Below are 20,242 nucleotides of genomic sequence, written 5' to 3'. Positions count from 1 at the left end.
CAGGCAGTAATCAGAAAGTGGTACGAAGAATGAGTAGCAAAAGTAACGAATATGCTATGCTGTAACGGTAGACAGGATTACAGCTAGCCGCAATAATGAAAAACAGGCGGCAGCACACTAGCAAACGAACATCCACACGACTACTGTATGTCCGCAATCTATTCGGTTCAGAAAGGTGGTAAACGTATGATTCGTGAAATTACGAAACAACAGGCATGGCAAATCAGGCATGAAGTGATGTGGCCTGAGCGCGAGCTAGAATATGTGCAGCTTGCAGACGATGATGTCGGGCGACATTACGGCTTATTTGCAGCGGATGAGCTTCTATCGGTCATCTCTTTATTTGTCCATCATAACGAAGGGCAGTTTCGTAAATTCGCTACGCGTATGGCATGGCAAAGACAAGGGCATGGCAGCAAGCTAATGGCGTTTATTATTGCCGAAGCGGAGCGGCATGCATTGCGCCGCCTGTATTGCAATGCACGCACGGAAAAAGCCGCCTTTTACGAACGATTCGGCATGCATGTTACAGGCGAATCTTTTCGTAAAGGCGGCAAAGATTATGTCATTATGGAGCGAAAATGGGACGATATCGTTTAAACAGCACAGCAGCAACTTTGTCGAAGCACTATGAACACACTGTTGCGATGCGATTGACTCCGATCGATCATCATCGATAATGTCGCTGTTTGTCTTACTAGCTATGCGCTTCCCGCTACGATCGTTTACGCTTATTAGTTCTCCATACTTTGACGTTCACGCACAATCTCGTAACAAACCGGCTTGGGCTGCTGCTGTTCGTCGAACAATAGCGGCCAATTTTTGCGTCCGCGTACCGGGAAGCCGTCCAGCCATGTATAATCATCCGCCGCTCCCCAAAACGTAACGCTGGTCAGCACGTCACGATACTCATGGAACAGGCGGAAATAGTCGCGATACCGCTGCTCTTGCAGCCGCAGCATCTCCGCTGTCGGCACCTTCAGATCAGTACGCCGATCTTCAAATGCAAACATCGATACATCCATTTCGGTAATTTGCAGCTGTAAACCGAGTGCCGCATAGCGTTCAATCGCCGCGCGAATCCAATCCAGGCTTGGATCATAAATATTCCAATGTGCCTGCAAACCGATACCATGCACAGGCACCCCTTGATCAAGCAACTCCCTCATCAGACGACAAATACGCTCACATTTACCTGGATGAGATTCATTATAATCATTGTAAAATAACAATGCTTGCGGATCGATCGCATGTGCCATTTCAAACGCACGGGCGATATAATCTTCCCCTACACCTTCCAGCCACGGCGTCGGACGCAAATATGTGCCATCCTCATCGCTAATCGCCTCGTTGACGACATCCCAGCAGCGAATCACATCGCCGTATCGCCCCATAACCGTCTCCATATGCTGGTGCAAACGGGCAAGCAATGTAGCACGATCCGCTTTGCCACCCTGCTCATTGTGGAACACCCAGTCCGGTGTCTGATTATGCCATACAAACGTATGACCACGCAGCTCCAATTCATGCTGCCGGGCAAAGTTAGCGATCTTATCCGCTTGTTCGAACGTATACTGATGCTCATGCGGATGCACGCTAATAAATTTCATCTCATTTTCGGCGGTCAGACTGCTGTATTGTTGCAGCAGCAAATCACGCTGACTATGAATCGTCTGCGCACTGACCGCTGCGCCGATCGGAAAGTCATTGCGGAACGTTTGTGCCAGGCGAATATCGGTCGTCTGTTGCGGCTGGGATACGGCTGTTGATGAAATCGATGCAGCGGATTGCCGTTGCGCCTGTGAAGCGGAATGCGGCTGATTGCTCATAGAATTCCCTCTTTTCGGTAAAATTTGATTGTGCATCCAAAAGATAGTTCCAGCTCAAACGATCGATTATTGCAATTGCAGCAGCCCATAACCGGCGGTGTTCTGATACGATTGACCGGAAGTATCATTCCAGACCGTCACCGTATCGCGTTTGCCATTGCCGGTATCGTCATTGTTCACCTGAATATCAAAGCCAATCCATTGTCCAGCTACCGGTGGCGTAACGCCTTGCGGCCAATCGATTGCTGCTTCGATCCGATAACCGCCCGGAATGATTGTAGTAGCGGATGTTAAGCGGCTTTTCTGATCCGCTGGATTGACGGTTTCGTTACCTTTGTAATTAATGCGATACTGCCCGTCATCCCCCGGTTCAAAATATGGTGTACGGCCCAAATTCGGATCAACGAAAATTTCGATTGAATCCTGTTCATATGCATTCGGGCTGCTTGCTGACAATAACTTATCTTTCACTTCTGCCAAAATGTACAGACGATTAGCATCCCATAGCGTACGCACTTCAGCTACCGATCCGCCAGTGCCAACAACTTGACGGGAAGTGGTGATCGCGGTTGCTTTTTGCCAGATCGCGTCTACGTCTCCATCGATCGTCGGTGTCCCTTTCACAGCAGCGGCGATCTGTGGGCCTTGCTCCAGTTTAATTTTGCCGTAATTCGCCGTACTGTTTGCTTGGGCACCTGTCGTATCGCTCCAAAATGTGCGTGTAGCAACATTGCCTTTGTAGTCGGACAAGACGAGATCAAGTCCAAGTTCACGTCCAAGCGCATTGCCGGTGACTGGCAGCTTCGCTTCAATCGTATAGCCATTCGTTGTACGTGCGGAGCGATATGCCCATTTAGCATTATTTTGCGCACCGCTGCGCTGCATCACATAGCTGTCCGGCTTGGCGGCATTGCCGTTGTTTATATACAGTGTGATGCCGTCTTTACCGTTTACCGTTGTATCGTTCACATCTGCCCATACGTATACAAATTTGTTATCCCACATTAAGCGAAAGTTACCTGCTTCGCTTCCATCTGCTCGTGTTATCGGTAGGCGTGCCGAACGGTTCCATGCCTGTTCCATACGAGCATCAATCCGTGCGGTGCCTTGTGAAGCTTGTGCCTGTTTCGGTTCGATTGGCACTTTGGATGGATCGACCAGTGCCCAGTACGCGTATTTCGCCTGTAACTGTGCATCGAACAATAACGGCCAATTGTTGCGTACAGTCGGGAATGTAGTTAACCATGTATTGCCATCATCTTTGCCCCAGAAAATTACCGCTGTAATCTGATCCTTATGTTTCAAAAACACATTCATCATGTCACGATAACGATACGCCTGCCGAATTTGTTGATCTTCAGGGAATGTCTGCCATGAATCGGTATCATTGCTATATACGCTCATATCCAGCTCGGTAACTTCCTGCTGGATGCCCAGATCAGCGAATTTGCTAAACATCGCATCGACGGCGGCTGTTGACGGATAAGCGGTACTAATATGCATTTGATGACCGACACCATCGATCGGAATGCCTTTAGCTTGCAGACGTTTAATCAATGCGTACAATGCGTCCCGTTTAGCAGGTTCTTCGGTGTTGTAATCGTTAATGAACAGCTTTGCACTCGGATCGGCTGCATGTGCATAAATAAACGCTTTTTCGATAAATTCCTCACCGGCAATCTGATACCAGAGACTGTTGCGCAACCCGTTTGGTCCTGACGGATCGATCACTTCATTCACTACGTCCCATGTGCCAATCTTGCCTTTGTAACGTCCTACAACCGTGTCGATATGGCGTTTCAGACGCTGCAACAGCACTTCTTTGCTGACAAGCTTGCCTTGATCGTCACGGAATACCCAGTCTGGTGTCTGGTTATGCCAAGCAAGTGTATGTCCACGAAAATCCATCCTATGATCCATTGCAAACTTGACGATTTTGTCAGCACGGGTAAAGTCAAATTGCCCGTCCTTTGGCTCAGTCGCATCCCATTTCAGCTCATTGCCAGCAGTCAGCATATTAAAATGCTTTTCCAGCAATTGTGCATCCGCGCCGTTCGGATCGGCAATTTCGGAGACGAGCAGTGCGGAACCGATTTTAAAATCGTTGGCATACACATCTTTGAGCGAAGGGATATCGCGTTGAATCGACGTCGGCTCTTTCACCGCCGCTAGTTTGATGACCACATCATCTAGATAAAAGGAAGCGCTTGCAGATGATCCGGCTTCAAAATAAAGCGCTGCTCCATTTAGCGTATCGGTCAATACATAATCGGCTTTCAGTTCTGTCCAGCGATCCGCGCTGATCGTTTGACTGGTCAACGTTTTGTATTCATTGTCCTTACCGTATGTGCTTTGCTGCACCGACATCGAAATGCTTGTCGCTGGTGTACCTTCAGGCAAACGCAGCCATGCCGAGATCGTATACGAACGTCCTTTTTCCAATATTGGGGTCAGTTCAAGCTGTGGGCCGTGCCAGCTTTGGGTGCGACCTTTGATCTCCAATCCATATTGACCGTCATGTGCCGCCGCCGGAATTGCCGCCAGCTGCTCCACACCACCGCGTCCGTACCAGCCCATCGTCGTGCCATCTTCAAAATTTGCCTGTAGCACCGCCTGATCGGCATCCGCTGCGGACACAGATGGTGCGGCAGGAATGAGCAACGGCAGCAATAACAAGATTGCGAATGTTGCCATCCAAACTTTACGCCAATGTATATGTACCAATACAATCCCTCACCTTTCTCGTTCTGAAATATGCAATCAAAAAGGATACCGCGTTTCTTTGCCGTGTTGCCACGCTCCGATACAGCGGCATCCTTACAGTTGCCTTGATATAATGTACATCCCAAATCATTTCATATCAGCGTTCATAAGGCGATACGCCGCTAGGCAAACCTAGCGCAGCAGCGCGACACTGCATTTGCTGTCCGCGCCAACATCCACTTATTCTTTCACACTGCCAAGCTGCAAACCGTGTACAAAATACTTTTGCAAAAACGGATACACGATCAAAATCGGCAAGGAAGCGACAATCGTAATCGCCGCCCGGATCGATACCGGGGTGACCATATTTTGCACGGCGTTCAGATCGGCACCATTCGCGACCGATGCGCTGCTATTCGTATTCATCGATGACGACAACAGCTTCATCAGCTCAAACTGCAATGTGCTCAAGCTTTGCTTGGACGAAGCAAACAGGAATGTATCAAACCATGAGTTCCATTGTCCGACCGCGATAAACAGCGCCACCGTCGCCAGCACCGGCTGACAAAGCGGCAAAATAATCGAGATAAACGTCCGGAAATCACCGGCTCCGTCAATTTTGGCAGATTCGATCAAACCTTCCGGCAACGTCTGAATGTACGTACGAATAACGATCATATTAAAAGCGCTGACCAGCCCCGGAATAATGTAGACGAGGAAATTGTTCAGCAAATGCAGATCACGAATGAGGAAGTAATACGGAATTAGACCGGCGCTAAAATACATCGTCAATACAACGATAATCGTAATCGGTTTGCGAAATACATACTCTTTGCGGCTGATCGTATAGGCGAGCATCGATGTCAGAAACAGACTGACAACGGTAGCGATTACCGTCCGTGCCACCGAGATCAGAAACGCATTAAAGATCGTTCCTCCAGCAAATACTGCCTTGTAATTTTGCTCTGTCCATACACGCGGCCATAAATAAATACCGCCCCGAATCGTATCATTCCCGGCATTAAGCGACACCGCCAATGTGTTCAGAAATGGATACAGCGTCACCACAGCGATTAACAGCATGAAGATCGCATTAAACGTATTAAAAACAATCGGCTCTAGCTGTAACGGTTTCTTTTTCATCTGTATCCCCCCTTAGATCAGCCGCTCGTCGCCGAAGCGCTTGGCGATCGTATTGGCGGCGAAGATGAGTGTAATGCTGACAATCGTTTTGAAAATACCGGCTGCGGTCGCAAGTGAATAGTTACCGATCTGCAAACCGTATTTGAGTACAAAAATATCAATCGTTTGCGACCAATCGACAACGACACCATTACCGAGCAAATATTGTACTTCAAACCCGGCTTCCAAAATCCAGCCCACATTCATAATCATCAAAATGATCACAATCGACTTGATGCCTGGCAGCGTAATATACAGCATTTTCTGATAACGATTGGCACCATCGATCTCGGCGGCTTCATATTGTGACGGATCGATCGAGGTAATCGCCGCCAGATAAATAATCGCGTTCCAGCCGACTTCTTTCCATACATGAGAGGCACCGACAATGCCCCAGAAATATTCCGGAATACTAAGCCACATAATCGGCTGATTGATCAGCCCCAGCTTCATCAGCACGATGTTCACGATCCCGTCATCGACCGACAGCGAACTGGCGACGATCCCGGTCACGATAATCCATGACAAAAAGTGTGGCAAATACGAAACGGTCTGAATCGTACGCTTGAAAAAGCGCGTTTTAACCTCGTTCAGCAAAATCGCAAACACAATCGCGGTTGCAAAGCCGAGCACCATATTGATCAAGCTCATCGCCAGCGTATTGCGTAACACATTCAAAAAGGTCGGGTCGGTAAACAAAAATTTAAAATGCTTAAAGCCGACCCATTCCTGATCCATAAAACTACGAGCAGGCTTGAAGTTCTGAAACGCCATCGTCCAGCCCCAGATCGGATAATACGAAAATACAAGCACATACAGTACGATTGGCAGCGACATCCACATTAGCTGCTGTTGCCCTTTCATGCGCCGCCACAAACTTTCCTTCGGTACGTTAAGCGATCTCGCCTTCTCTCCCTTGGCGCGGATGCTTTTTGGATAATCAGTCATACTCCACTCCCTTTCCAGTTAGGCACATGCGACTGTATTATGATGGACGAGCCGGCAACGGCGGACAGCCGATCTGCCATGATGGCAGATCAGCGTGTCGCCTTGCTTACTTGCTCTCCGCCCAGTTTTTCAGACGCCATTGTATTTGTTCGTTAATGCGATCTTCATAAGCTTTAACATTAATCGCTTTGTAGGCGTTTACATATTGATCCCATACACCATCAAACTGTGATGTTCCAGCCATAATCGCTTGCGGCAGAAATTTCAGTGAAGCATCGTTCATCTGTTTGTTGGCGATCGATGCTTCGGAGCCGTCGATCAGATCGATTTGCCATGCCGGGTAATAGACCGGATTTTCCGGTGCTGGTGAGAAGAAATCCGTCCATGTTTTGTGGCCGTATGCATCCAGCAAAGCGCGATCTTCCGGCTTCAATGAAGCGTAGAACTCCTCTGGCTGACTGCCGGCATCGGTTGCATTGCCATCGCTATACGTACCTTGCATTTTAGGTGCTGCGCCGTAGAAAGCGTCCGCACGGTTAGCAAGTTTCCATGCCGGGTCTTCTTGTTGTTGACGCTGCTCGGCGGTGCGATAAAATTTGCCTTTGTCATCGACTTTGTAATCGACGCCTTCTTCACCCCAAGACAGCAGCTTTTGATATTTTTCAGCCATCAGTGCGTCGAGGAATTTGATAATACGTTCAGGGTCTTTGGCGTTGACGCTAATGCCAAAGCCGTTGTTCAGGTTAATAACCGGGCGATCGAGATAATGATCTTTAATCGTTGTATCGTAGACGAGCGGGAAGCCAACATACGTTTTGCCGATTTTCTTTTGTGTGATCAATGTGTCTTCCGCCTGGGAGAAGTTCCAGTGCTGATCGAACATACCGAGTACGCGTCCGCTCGCCAGTTTGGACAAGTACTGGTCATAGTTTTGCACAAATGCTTCTTTATCCATCAAGCCTTCGTTGTACAAGCCGTTCAGCTCTTTGTAATATCGTTTAGCGATGTCTTTGTCCGCAAATACGCTTGCCACATTGTTGTCGACGATGACGCCGCCATCATTCGGATGCCCGGTCAGATGCTCCGGTGCATTCAACAGCGGGAAGACGCGCCAATCGGAAGCGAGTGTCGTAAAACCGATCGTCGGCTGTCCATCTGTCGTCGGGTGCTTTTTCGCATAATTGCGAATGAGCGTCATATAATCGTCCAATGTTTTCGGAGTTGGATAACCTGCATCTTTAAGTACATCCTTTTGAACCCAAAATGCCGGACCCGAGTAGGAGTTGGCATGGAATTCACCGGAATAGGCGCCATAGTTCGGCAACCAATAAATATGTCCATCACTGGAATCTTTCATACGGTTCCAGTATTTAGCGTAATGCTTTTTCAAGTTTGGTCCGTATTTGTCGATCAAGTCTTCCAGCGGAATGACTGCTCCGGCAGTGACCAGCTTCGGATCAGCTGTAATCAGATCAGGATATTCACCACCAGCGATCATAACGCCCAATTTTTGCTGCAAATCACCGACCAGAAATTCCATATCGAGCTTCACGCCCAGGTCATCCTGAATCTTTTTGTAAATCCGGTTATCCTGTGCAGGTGCCTGGTTCGGCGTACTAATAAAAGCGGTAATCGTGAACGGCCCGGAGTCATCCGAAGCGGCATTGTCTTTATCACCGTTACAGCCTGCCAGCACCATGCCCAGTGCCAACACGAGCGACATGGAACCAAAGAAGGCCCGTCGTTTCATCTTTTTCATTCATTTGCTCCCCCTTGATATGGAATCGCATTGCATATTGCTTAGATTTATTATGCCTAAATGTATACGCTTTCAGAATAATCAGATTTAAGAAGTGTGCACCTGAAATTTAAGGTGTTAGCAGGAGATGTGGGATGGACACCACTGTGGGAAGGAATAAGGGGGCGGACTCCCGTTTCGCACAGGAAGCTACCGATGAGTTGAAATTTGTAGATTCCTGTGCTCAAAAGAGGTACGGTATTTTGCTGCGCAAAAACCTCTTTTTATTGCACCTTGTGTTTGAAGAACGCAAACACGAGATGAATGTACTTTCAAGTTCGCATTTTATATAGCCATCGCAAAAAGGCTATCCCTTCCGTTTACACGGATCGAGTATAGCCACTTTAGCTTTTGACGATGTACAAAGCGCATTGCCTACCTATTATGCCCGTTATCGCTACACATATCGCAGTAAAAGATGGCGTCTGTACATCGCTCAGCTATTAAATAACACCAACACTATAACACTAACACTCACTCCACCCCTTCATACCGCTGCCGATAATCACTCGGTCGATACCCTGTCCGCTTCTCAAATTGCTTCAAAAAATGCTGATACCCGCGATAACCTGTTTGCTCAGCGACCGTACAAAAAGCAAGCTCCGTACTGGTCAGCAGTCGCTTCGCTTCCTCGATCCGCAGCTCATGTACGAAATCAAGAATGCTCATCCCATAACGGCGCGCAAAAGACTGCCCCAAATAGACCGGATGAATATAAAACTTCTCCGCCAGCTCGCGAATCGTCCATGTCTCGGTATAATGTTGCCGCAAAAAATCGGCTACTTGTGCTTGTACGCCACCGGTTTGTGTATCTTGCTGCATCGCTACAGCTTGCTGACAGCGCAAGCAAAATTCGGTTAGCCGTTCTTCCAACAGCTTTAATCCGCTATATACGCACGTAATTTGTTCCAGCTCGGACGGTACTAGCAGTTCACTGCTTGCTCCGCCTAGTTCCGCATACAGTGATACACAGCGCAGCACAACTTCATTGCTAAAAATGCTAATCCATTCCGGTGCTGTGCGGTCGGTGCGAAAATGTTCAAATTGCTGTTGCAGTTGCTGACATAGCTGCGTCGCATCGCCATTTTCTACCGCTTCACTAATCGCCTCCGCTTTGGCAAGCAAAGACGACGATACGGTAGGTGGCTCCGCCGCTGTGACTTGCTTCGTCTCAGCAGCTTTATCATTATGCTCGTCAAAAAATAGCAAGCGGCTATGCGCGCGTGCATCTCCATACGATTCATGCAGTTGCCGCAGATCATCCACTGGAATCCCTGCCGCAATCCGCGTGTCGTCAGGCAGACATCGTTTGAGCTGTTGACATAGTTGCCCTGTCTGCTCACTGGCTGTAGCCGCCTCATCAACATGCCAGCCTTTGACGATACCGAATGAGCCGGATCGGTCGGACAGTACATAACAATCGGTTTGCTCGGCAGCGAGTCGCAGCGCTTCAGTATAAGCTGCACTGCCACTTCCCGCGCCACTTTGCAAATACACATAACTCCACCAACATCGCGCTGCACCGAACAACTGTGTCAGCTCCTGTTCGGTGTAGGCATATACTCCCGCGTCCGGCGCAGCGATCAAGGTAGCAAGATGCTGACGGATCGTATATTCGTCTGCCGTACGGCAAATCAGCTCGCGGCGACTTTGTTCTGCTAGTTGCTGCTGCACACGTGTCAACACACCATCCACTTCCGGCCCGATTACCGGCTTCAGCAAATAATGCGATACCCCAAGCCGCATCGCCTGACGCGCATATTCAAAATCATGGTATCCGCTTGCGATTACAAATGTGCTCGTCGTATTGCCAAGCCGCCGCGCCGTACGAATCAAATCAAGTCCATCCATGACCGGCATACAAATATCGGTTACGATCAGTGCCGGTGTATGATCCCGCAAATAAGCGATCGCTTCCTCCCCATTGGAACAAACGCCATCGATGCGAAAACCGTATTTATGCCAATCGATCATTAGCTCTAACCCTTCGAGTGCAAATGGTTCATCGTCTACTAGTAACACATCGTGCATAGCGCACCTCCTGTAACCTTTATCCTGACTGTCTGCGCCGGAAATGTCCTTCCCCGTCCAGCTCCGCACGGGCAATACGAAAACCTGCTTCTGTCCCTACGCCTGCTTCACTATGCAGCATAAAATCCGCTTCTCCTTCATAAAATAGCTCTAACCGACGGTACACATTACGAATGCCGATATGCCCTTCCATCGCTTCGTCAGACTTCATATTTTGCAATAGCTGCTCTAATCGTTCTGGCGGCATACCGATCCCGTTATCGCTCACCATCACATGAAGACCGTATTTGTCCATCTGGGCGGTAATGCGAATGCTACGGTCGTTTTTGCGCGCCTGCAAACCGTGTTTGCACGCATTTTCCACTAACGGCTGAATGCTCATACGCGGAATGCGCTGTTGCATCGCTGCCGGATCAATATCAAATGTATAATCAAACAGATCGCCAAAGCGAAACTTTTCAATTTGCAAATACATCGACGTAAATTGCAATTCTTCTTCCAGCAGCACCAATCCGTCCGCACGACTAAGAAGCTGCCGCATCATGAGCGACAGATTTTTAATGATGCCGGTCACATCGGTATACCCATTTTTCGTACACACCACTAGCAATGCGTTTAATGTATTGAACAGAAAATGCGGGTTCACCTGACTTTGTAGCATCGACAGCTCGGTGCGCACACGTTCCAGTTCAAAGCTCTTTTGCCGAATTTCCAGTTTGTACACATCATTGATCAATGTCGTAATCCGCATCGTCATCACATTAAATGTACGAATGAGCTCACCGATCTCATCGCTGCCTTCCGGCATATCGATGCGGTCAAAACGCTCATGCCGTATATTTTCCATATGATCAGACAGACGTTTCACCCGATCATGATATGAACGCAAAATAACAAAAATAAGCAGCGACGGAATGACCGTACTGAAAATCGCCAACAGCAAAATCGACCGATGCGCTTCATTCAACAAATTGTCAATGCGCCGCGTATCAGCAATTCCGATCAATTTCCAGCCTTTTACATAATTAAATTCGCCCAAACTACGCTCCACTACATAACCGGTATGATCTTCATGCTCAGGTAACGGCGGATTGGGCACAATTGCTGTATTTTGCACACTGTCTTCCCCGCTAGCAGCAACAACACGATTCTGGTTATCGACCAGCCGCAATTGCAAACTGTCCCGCTCCCGGTTCAAAATATCATACACTTTGCTCACTGCCAGATCGACTCTAGAATATTTATCATACCGGGCATGCGAAACATAAGTGTTCATTTTACTGACGATGCTAATGCGTTTACCCGGATTCAAACCGGACGTTTCATCATAGGCAGCGACCGTAATCTTACTGCCGGATTGCGCAAGCTGCTTCAGCCACGGCTCATTGCCGAGCGTGCTGCCGCTTAGCATATAATAATTTGCCCCGGTCTGAATCGTCCCATTATCTGTATACACACGCACTTCGGTAATGTTAGCCGACATATACCGAGTTAACTTATCGCGCAAAAAGCCATAATATTCGTCATAATAAGCCGATGGTGAAGCATAAGAACGATCTAGCGCTTCATAGATCGAGTTATCCATACCGATCGAATGATTGAGCGCGATTCCTTCATTGATCATGCCTAGCAATTCGCCGGAAGCGCGATCGATCGACTTACGCAAATTTTCCACTTCACGCGCCTGAATGTCCGCGGAATTGCGCTGGTAAAAAAAGCTGTTAATCGCGATAATCGGCAACAGCACACAGAGCAAATAAATAAGCAAAAATTTGTATTTTAACGGAATATCATTCACTCGGTGAAACAGAAATCGCCGCCATCCGCGCACCGGTTTGTCCGCACTACTATCGACTTCGGTCGTACGTGATTCCGTCCAGCGCCGCCTCTGTTTTCGTCCTCCTTGTCGCCGTGGATTCGGCTTGTGGCTTGACCACATTGTGCATCATCCTTGCTTTCTCGATTTGTAAACGGATGGAAGCTCACCTGTAAGCGCTTTATATTTATTTGTAAAATAGTCGCTGTCATGATAGCCGAGCCAAGCGGCAATTTCCGCCACTTTCATATCGGTACGCCGCAACAACTTTTGCGCCTCCTCAATGCGCAGGCGGTGGACATAATCGTTAAAACTGCAACCAAGCTCCCGTTTAAATTGCTGTCCAAAATAGACCGCATTCAAATTAAAGCGCTGTGCCAGCTCCTGCAGTTGTAATTTCTCCCGATAATGCTCCTGCATATACCGCTTCGCCTCCGAAATGATGCTGACGGCGGTGCCTCTGGCGGAGCGAGGTTTAGCAGGACATTGTTCGGCGGCACGTAAACAAAGCTGCTTAAGTGTATCCAGACTCCAACTAGCCGGATCATCGGCTTGCGAGCCGAGCAATCGATACAGCCAATCGGCACTGTCCAGCACTATGTTCGGCTCATGCCGCTGCGCATAGCGCAGCAGCTCACCTAATACGTGACGAATGAGCACACGCAACATACTGTCCGGCACGGCTTGCCCGTCCCAACGCTGCGGAAGCTGCTCGATCGCCGTCCGTATTTCCTCCGGAGTGCCATGCTGCACCGCTTGCAGCAAATGAAGCGCGCACTGCTGCACTTCATCCAGACGGCAGTCTGCTGCCATACCCGCACGCTTGCCAGCAACTTCCTCATCGATTACGATGCTGCGTGTAGAACCGCAGCAGCGACGCAGTTCCATCGCACGTGCATATAAACCGGGCAATTCGTCTAATCGGCTGGCACTATGACTGCAATACAGCCGCAACGTTGCCAGCTGTTCACCATCTTCAGCGGACGATATCGCAGCCTGTCTGCACGTTTCCAACATAGACGCCATCTGCGTATGACCGCACGGCTCCGTAATGAGTAGCAATCCGGTATGCCCTGGACGATCGGCAAATGTCCATGCCGTATACCCGGCGGCACGGCAAGCGGCGGCAAGCTTTACCATCGGTGCGACATACGGTAAATCATCCACCATAGTGCGCAGCGGCTGATCGGAAGATTTGTCATCTTCCATATCATGTAGTATATGTCCGCTACGATAACCGATTGGCTCTAGCTTCGTTCCGTCCAGATGATGCCCGATGCCGATGGAGCGATTGGCAGCCGACTTCACTTCGACCTCATCCAACTGATAGCGCCGAATTTCGGCTGTATGCTGGGCAAGCGGCTTCGGCTTTACACTAGCGGTAATGATGCGGGCGTGCTCGCCAGCCTTATAATGTACATCCACAATCGCTGTCGTACCGTCTGACAATCGCTGACTAGAACGTTTGGCAGCAGCAATGATTGCAGGCGTTGCTTCACGCTGTCGCTGGCTGCGTCGCACATGCAAGCTAGACGATAGCATAGCCGCTTCATGCTCATTGTCGCCGTAATGTGTATGATGCTCATCAGACCGTATCGTTAGCGCAGGAATCGCTTCACCCGCTAACGGTACGATTGATTCTTTTCCAGCTTGATGTGTCGGTACGGATGATGCTTCCGCTTGTGCCGTCTCTTGCTCCTCCACTGCTGCACCGACAACGATGCGTACTTGCGCTGTCGGTGACATATTTAACAGACGAACAATATATTCCGGTACGACCGCTTCCTCAGCGCGCAGCAGCCGCAAAATAGCCGCAGCAGCAGCCGCTTCCGTCTGTCGTCGCATACGCTGCTGCTCGGCATAACTTTGATCGAGCACCAGCTTTAGCTCGGCAAGCAGCTCATGCATTTCTTCGCCAAGCACCGGTTTGAGCAAATAATGATCGACCTCGCATTGCAGCGCCTGACGCACATAATCAAATTCAGAGTAACCGCTTACAATAATCGTTCGCATCGATAAATCCGGTTCCTCACGCAACGCTTTGATCAAGCCGATTCCATCCAGTACAGGCATGGAAATATCGGTAATCAACAGTTCAGGACGCAGCCGTCTTGCCAGCTCCAGCCCTTCTTGCCCATCGGTTGCCATGCCGCACAGCTTAAATCCGTATGCCTCCCAATCCACCATCGTCTGCCAGCCTTCCAGCATCATCGGTTCATCATCGACTACTATTACGCTGTACATGTCTGATCACCGCCTGTCCGATTTTGATTGAGTTCGTTTAGTGTATCTGTTTGGTTTCTATTGTATGTGTGCAGTCTATGTTCGAGTGAAATCGCTTTTTCCGATCCAGTCGACTTCCTATGATCGCCTATGTTCGTTCACCATTGCCGTTATTTGCGCTCATTGAGCAGCCATGATATACATGAATCATGATGTGCATAGATGATAGTGTACACGATTTAGTATGGCATAACTCCCCGTATCCAACAATACATAATTTACTTATATTGGAATAGCGCACTGCCTCACACCGTTTGTCGTGCTTGCAATCCCTGCGGCAACTACGCTATTGGCGCTCATTTGATTCTATCGCAAACGACAAGAGCGCTTGCTATTACAGCGATCGCTCCGCAATTCTCCTCTCCGCTCAGGTACAGCATCGTCATCGTTAATCAGGCAGCTCATTATGGATAATCATCCTATCATGCCACAATCTGGAATTGTACGTATTATTATTGCCCATACGTAAGAAGGCTGCTTCACCAGCGCTTATAACGCGGCAAAACAGCCTTCTCTTATCCCCTTTTGTCTACCTCTACCTAACCTTTTATCTCTAAAGGCGCCTGTTTATTTATGTGATCGGCTTTTATTTTTATCGGCCACTGGCTGCCTGTTGTTTAGTGTTTTTGTCGTTTATTCATTCATTTTTATTCGTTTGCATCGCAATCGTTTAGGATCAAACGCCGCGGAGCATCGATCCACAGCGGGATCAAGCTTGTTTATAAAACAAACTTACAGATCGAATTTGAAATCATCGTCGGTTAAACGCTCGACATTGATCGCACGCACATAACCATTTCCTTTTTTGGAGAAAAAGTCATGTTGTTTCGTATGGGTGCTAATGCCGTTAAATACGATCGGATTCACTTCTTCTTCCGGAAACAATGGATCAAAGCCCAAATTCATAAATGCCTTGTTCGCATTGTAGCGCAGAAATACATTCACCTCAGCGGTCAAACCGATCGGATCGTATACTTCGGCGGTATAACCTTCCTCATTTTCATGCAGGTAACGGAACAGCCCTTCCAGCGTCTCATAAGCATCTTTTTGCTCATGCTCGTCCAGATCATTGTAGATTTCTTGTGCCAATACACCTACATATACACCGTGGATACTTTCGTCACGCAAAATAAGGTCGATAATCTCGCCGCTGCACGTCATTTTGCCTTGACCTGCCAGATAGAGCGGATAGAAAAAGCCGCTATAAAACAAATAGCTTTCCAACAATACGGAAGCCGACATCGCTAGAAACAGCTCTTTCGGTGTGTTGATATTGTTGTAATATTGACGCACCGTCTCCGCTTTACGTTGCAGACGCGGATGCTCCTCCACCCATTTGAAAATATTGTCGATTTCTTCAGTCGATGACAATGTGGTGAAAATGCTGCTGTACGATTTGGCATGAATTTGCTCCATCATCGCCATAAAGCCAAGTACAGCTTTACGCTGCAAGCCGTCCACATGCTCCAAAATTTGCGGCATACCGATCCCGCCTTGAATCGTATCAAGCAATGTGAGACCGCCTAGCACTTTCATATACGTCTCACGCTCAGTATCGCTTAGCTGAATCCAGGACATTTTATCATCGGACAGCGGAATTTCATCATCCGTCCAAAACTGCATAATGTTTTGGTTCCAGAACATCATCGTAAAATCGTCATCCGGACGGTTCCAGTTGACTGCCTTAATTGGCTCACTCATTAGCAAGTTGCCCCTTTCCTATAGACCGGTTCTTAAAACCAGCCAAATCTTGAATCGTAAATGATTATGTCCAGCAACGATAAAACTTTATGTTAACTCGCATAAAAGCGTTATAAGCGCAACATAAGAACAGCATGCAAAAGAAGTCAGTAACGCTTCGCGCTTACGATCATTCTTGTGCAAGCTGTATAAAATAAATAGGGGCTATTCCGTTCATGTTGAACGCGGCAATTGTTCCCATTCGTCCCAAGTCATCAGCGGCTGCTCCGGTCTTGCCGGATGCGGCAACATCGCAATCCATTCCAGCGAATGCCCGTCAGGATCATCAAAATAAATCGAAACCGCCGGCATAAACGGAAAAACGATCAGCTTACCGGGATGTTGTACTGGCTCGCCATGAAAATTTTGAGCGATAATGCCCAGTCTGGCAAGCTCATCGGCAGCCGTATGCAAATGCTCCACAGTTGTCGCAAATGCAAAATGCTGACGCTGTACGAGCGCAGACGGATAGTTCTCACGAATGCCCAACATCGATGTGCCAGGCGCTCCGATCCAGTAAAAACGACTTTTGCGCTCTAGATCATGATGCAAAAGCGTAACGCCCGGCAATCGTTCATAAAACCGGGCGGACACTTCCACATCGCTAACATTAATATGCGTTTCAAAAATACCTTGAATCATCATCTGCACACTTTCCGTCAGCAAGTTGCTGGCTATGCTGTCATCACATATTTATAACGTATGACGATACTGACGACGCTAGCGGAGCATGACCTACCGCATAGTCCCTATCATCATCCGATCTATAACGCCATCGTACAGGCATATTTTTTGGCTATTCATGTAATAGCATCACTTGTGCCTGCATTCGATTTACGTTGGCAGCTCTAGCTTAAGCTTAAATCGAGCAACTAATACATTCTTCCACAGTCAGACGCTTTGTACGTGTGTAATACAATGATTTCAAGCCTTTATGCGCCGCATACAAATAATAACGAGCCAATTGACGTGTTGTCACATCACTGCTAACGTGCAATACGGTCGAAATGCCTTGATCGACATGCTGCTGAATTTCAGCGATCAGATCAAGCACTTTAAATTGATCCATCTGGTAAGCGGATTTGTAATAGAAGAAATTATCCTGCTGCATATAAGGCATCGGATAATATGTGGTCGAGTTCGCATACGTGCGTGTCTCGATCTGTTCTACGATTGGCATGACGCTTGATGTTGCATTTTGAATATAAGAAATGCTTGCCGTTGGGGCGATCGCCAGCCGGTACGCATGGTATAGACCGTGTTTCATCACGTCCGCTTTCAAGTTTTGCCAGTCGGCAGGGCCTGGAATGTACATGCTGCCAAACAGCTCCTGTACACGTCCACTGCCCGGACGATAATCCGTAGCGAGATAACGGTCAAAATATACACCACTCGCATAATCGGATTTGTCAAAGTCTATAAATGTTGCCTGTTGCTCGCGAGCGATTTCCATACTTTTTTCCAATGAATAATAGTTCATCATCATAAAAAACGTACGTACGAACTCTTTTGCCTCATTGCTCTCGTAAGCGATTTTGTTTTTCGCCAGATAGCCGTGCAAGTTCATTACACCAAGACCGACGGAACGCATTTCACGGTTCGCTTTGGCGACGCCTGGCGCGTTAGCGATGTTCGTCATATCGCTCACAGCGGTCAGTCCCATAATGCCTTCATGCACCGACTCACGAATTTTGCCCAGCTCCATCACATTAACGATGTTCAAGGAACCGAGGTTACAGCTAATATCGCGGCGGATCATATCGTCCATACCGTAATCGGTAATTTCGGTTGTCTCTTGTAACTGGAATATTTCTGTACACAGATTGGACATCTTAACCGAGCCGATTCCGTTCAAAGCATGAAATTTATTGGCATTACTTTTGTTCATAATGTAAGGATAACCGGATTCAAGCTGAATGCTGGCAATTTTGGTCAGCATATCACGTGCGCTCATAATCGCTTTTTTCTTCACACGCTCGTCAGCGAGCAATGTATCGTACATATCATCGATATTCATATCGTCCAAATGTTTGCCGTATGCTTTAAATACGCTGTACGGAGCAAAGACGTGCAACATTTCATTGTCCGCTGCCAGTTTGTAAAAGCGGTTCGGCACAATCAGACCGATCGACAATGTTTTAAGACGTGTACGCTCATCGGCATTGATCTTTTTGCTATCAAGAAACTCCAAAATGTCCCAGCCAAAAATATTGTAGTACGCTGCACCGGAACCTTTACGCTGACCCATTTGATCGGCATATGAGAATGCATCTTCCATCAGCTTCAGCACCGGCATAATGCCTTTCGCTGCGCCTTCTACTCCTTTAATCGGTTCGCCGCGCCCGCGCAGCTTGGACAGATTAACCGCTACACCGCCACCGATTTTGGACAGCTGCATACAAGTGTTTAACACATAGTTGATCGAATTGAGCGAATCGTCCATTTCCAGCAGAAAACACGATACCATCTCACCGCGACGACTTTTGCCTGCGTTCAGAAATGTTGGTGTTGCCGGTTGCAGACGCTGCTCCATCATCGAACGTGCCAGCGTCTTGGCATTGTCGGCGTTACCGCGACCGAGATGCAAAGCGACCACCGCTACGCGATCCGGGTAATGCTCCAAATATTGGGCACGATCATTCGTTTTGACCGCATAATCTTTGTAAAACTTCGAAGCTGCCATATAGGAAGGAAATTGGAAGCCATAGCTATGTGTAATCTCGTACACCGCTTCAACCGCATCCGGGCTGTAATGCTCATACATGTCCTCATAGTAGTCGTTGTCGATCATATAGCGCACTTTGGACGCAGTGTCCGTGAAATGCATACTTTTCTCGTCAACTTCCTTCATATATTCCTGAACCGCTTCTTTATCTTTATCCAATCGGAAAAAACCGTTCGCGTCGCGTTGCATCAATAGATTGTTCAATTCAATGTGTCGCAATTTTTTCTACCTCCTGTACGAATCGTTGGGCATCCCCTGTAGTGCCCGACAGTTCAAATTTATACACAACCGGAACGCCATAGCGCTCCGAAATTAAGTCTGCACTTTTGCCGAAATTGTCACCCCAGTTACGGTTACCGCTGGCGGCAACTCCAAGCAGACGCGAGTGATTTTGTTCCAGAAAATGATTCACCTTTTCAGGCACCTGCCCAAACCCGGTCGTATAGGTAATCAATACGAACGGCTCATCAAGTTGCAGCGCTTCGTCAATCTGCACCGCCTGTACGGATGAATGTTTCAATTTTCCGATAAACCGTCTCACATTACCTGTTTTGGAATCATACGCAATCAGCATAGGTGACATCTCCTTCTCAACTCAATATATAGTGCCTGTATGTAGTGCCATGTTGCAGGACTTTCAAGCGTTCCGCACGATCCAAACCGCTGCTAACCCGCTGCCGTAGCGCTCTTACGTAGCAATTACCCATATACTGCACATTCAAACACCGTGACTCAATATATAGGGAGTGGAATTGATTTTACCCTCTATATATTGTGTTGTCAAGGTCGATTGCCTGCTACCTAAACGGTCGAAAAAGGAGCGTTCCAGCACCGATTTTCCTTGAAATGGCATAGCTACGCCATCCGTCCCCACCCTTCCCCCGGATCGGTACGAACGAAAAAATATTTCGCTTGACGCACTATATATTGTATGATCGCTTTTTACTCAAACTTCCATTTTTGCCTTCAAAATCCGAAGCTTTACCACTCCACAATGTGGACACTCAAGTATAAAACTTTACTGCTTTCGCACCAAAAAAGCAAATGAAAATTACAACCTTTCGCGAAAGTTCATAATTGAAAAAGCTTGCAACAACTTTCCCGATTTTCAAGATGTTAGCTTCCTACAACATACAATCTCAAAATAAAGATTGATCCGTAGCATTTGATAGCGTATTCATATCACT

General features: G+C 47.9%; 13 protein-coding genes. 1 reads left to right on the top strand and 12 read right to left on the bottom strand.

The genetic code is table 11. The features are described 5' to 3' along the window. The first annotated feature begins 186 nt into the window (after positions 1–186). The gene (locus tag U1I11_RS17610; protein WP_322907437.1) at positions 187–600 is read left to right on the top strand and encodes a GNAT family N-acetyltransferase; all 414 of its coding nucleotides are present in this window, start codon (positions 187–189) and stop codon (positions 598–600) included. A gap of 134 nt (positions 601–734) precedes the next feature. Here U1I11_RS17610 and U1I11_RS17605 read toward each other — a convergent pair whose 3' ends face one another. From U1I11_RS17605 to nrdI, 12 genes are all read right to left on the bottom strand, one after another. Further along, positions 735–1,829 carry an endo-1,4-beta-xylanase gene (locus U1I11_RS17605; protein WP_322907436.1) on the bottom strand — a complete coding sequence of 365 codons (1,095 nt, stop codon included), beginning with the start codon at positions 1,827–1,829 and terminating at the stop codon, positions 735–737. Between the two features lie 66 nt (positions 1,830–1,895). Continuing rightward, positions 1,896–4,523: an endo-1,4-beta-xylanase gene (locus U1I11_RS17600; protein ID WP_322907435.1), complete on the bottom strand. Its 2,628-nt coding sequence runs from the start codon at positions 4,521–4,523 to the stop codon at positions 1,896–1,898. 249 nt (positions 4,524–4,772) lie between these two features. After that, the gene (locus tag U1I11_RS17595) at positions 4,773–5,675 is read right to left on the bottom strand and encodes a carbohydrate ABC transporter permease (protein ID WP_322907434.1); all 903 of its coding nucleotides are present in this window, start codon (positions 5,673–5,675) and stop codon (positions 4,773–4,775) included. Positions 5,676–5,687: 12 nt separating this feature from the next. Then, complete coding sequence (locus U1I11_RS17590; protein WP_416235498.1) at positions 5,688–6,578, bottom strand: ABC transporter permease; 891 nt, start codon at positions 6,576–6,578, stop codon at positions 5,688–5,690. A gap of 190 nt (positions 6,579–6,768) precedes the next feature. Next, the gene (locus U1I11_RS17585) at positions 6,769–8,421 is read right to left on the bottom strand and encodes an ABC transporter substrate-binding protein (protein ID WP_322907432.1); all 1,653 of its coding nucleotides are present in this window, start codon (positions 8,419–8,421) and stop codon (positions 6,769–6,771) included. 513 nt (positions 8,422–8,934) lie between these two features. Continuing rightward, positions 8,935–10,491, bottom strand: a complete 1,557-nt coding sequence (locus U1I11_RS17580; protein ID WP_322907431.1) for a response regulator transcription factor — start codon at positions 10,489–10,491, stop codon at positions 8,935–8,937. 19 nt (positions 10,492–10,510) lie between these two features. After that, positions 10,511–12,430, bottom strand: a complete 1,920-nt coding sequence (locus tag U1I11_RS17575; protein WP_322907430.1) for a sensor histidine kinase — start codon at positions 12,428–12,430, stop codon at positions 10,511–10,513. A gap of 6 nt (positions 12,431–12,436) precedes the next feature. Continuing rightward, a complete protein-coding gene (locus U1I11_RS17570) occupies positions 12,437–14,551 on the bottom strand; it encodes a response regulator (protein WP_322907429.1) in 2,115 nt (704 codons plus the stop codon). Between the two features lie 771 nt (positions 14,552–15,322). Beyond that, positions 15,323–16,291 (bottom strand): class 1b ribonucleoside-diphosphate reductase subunit beta, encoded by a 969-nt coding sequence (gene nrdF, locus U1I11_RS17565; protein ID WP_322907428.1) that lies wholly within the window; start codon positions 16,289–16,291, stop codon positions 15,323–15,325. A 213-nt stretch (positions 16,292–16,504) separates the two neighbouring features. After that, positions 16,505–16,975, bottom strand: coding sequence for a VOC family protein (locus U1I11_RS17560; RefSeq protein WP_322907427.1), 471 nt, complete (start codon positions 16,973–16,975; stop codon positions 16,505–16,507). Positions 16,976–17,189: 214 nt separating this feature from the next. Further along, positions 17,190–19,274 carry a class 1b ribonucleoside-diphosphate reductase subunit alpha gene (gene nrdE, locus U1I11_RS17555; protein WP_322907426.1) on the bottom strand — a complete coding sequence of 695 codons (2,085 nt, stop codon included), beginning with the start codon at positions 19,272–19,274 and terminating at the stop codon, positions 17,190–17,192. Then, positions 19,261–19,629 (bottom strand): class Ib ribonucleoside-diphosphate reductase assembly flavoprotein NrdI, encoded by a 369-nt coding sequence (gene nrdI, locus U1I11_RS17550; RefSeq protein WP_322907425.1) that lies wholly within the window; start codon positions 19,627–19,629, stop codon positions 19,261–19,263. The genes nrdE and nrdI overlap by 14 nt, the downstream gene beginning before the upstream one ends. Positions 19,630–20,242: the final 613 nt, after the last annotated feature.

The sequence above is a fragment of the Paenibacillus campi genome, assembly GCF_034659835.1.
Taxonomy (GTDB): domain Bacteria; phylum Bacillota; class Bacilli; order Paenibacillales; family Paenibacillaceae; genus Saccharibacillus; species Saccharibacillus campi.
This window is presented reverse-complemented; position numbering and strand designations above follow the sequence as displayed.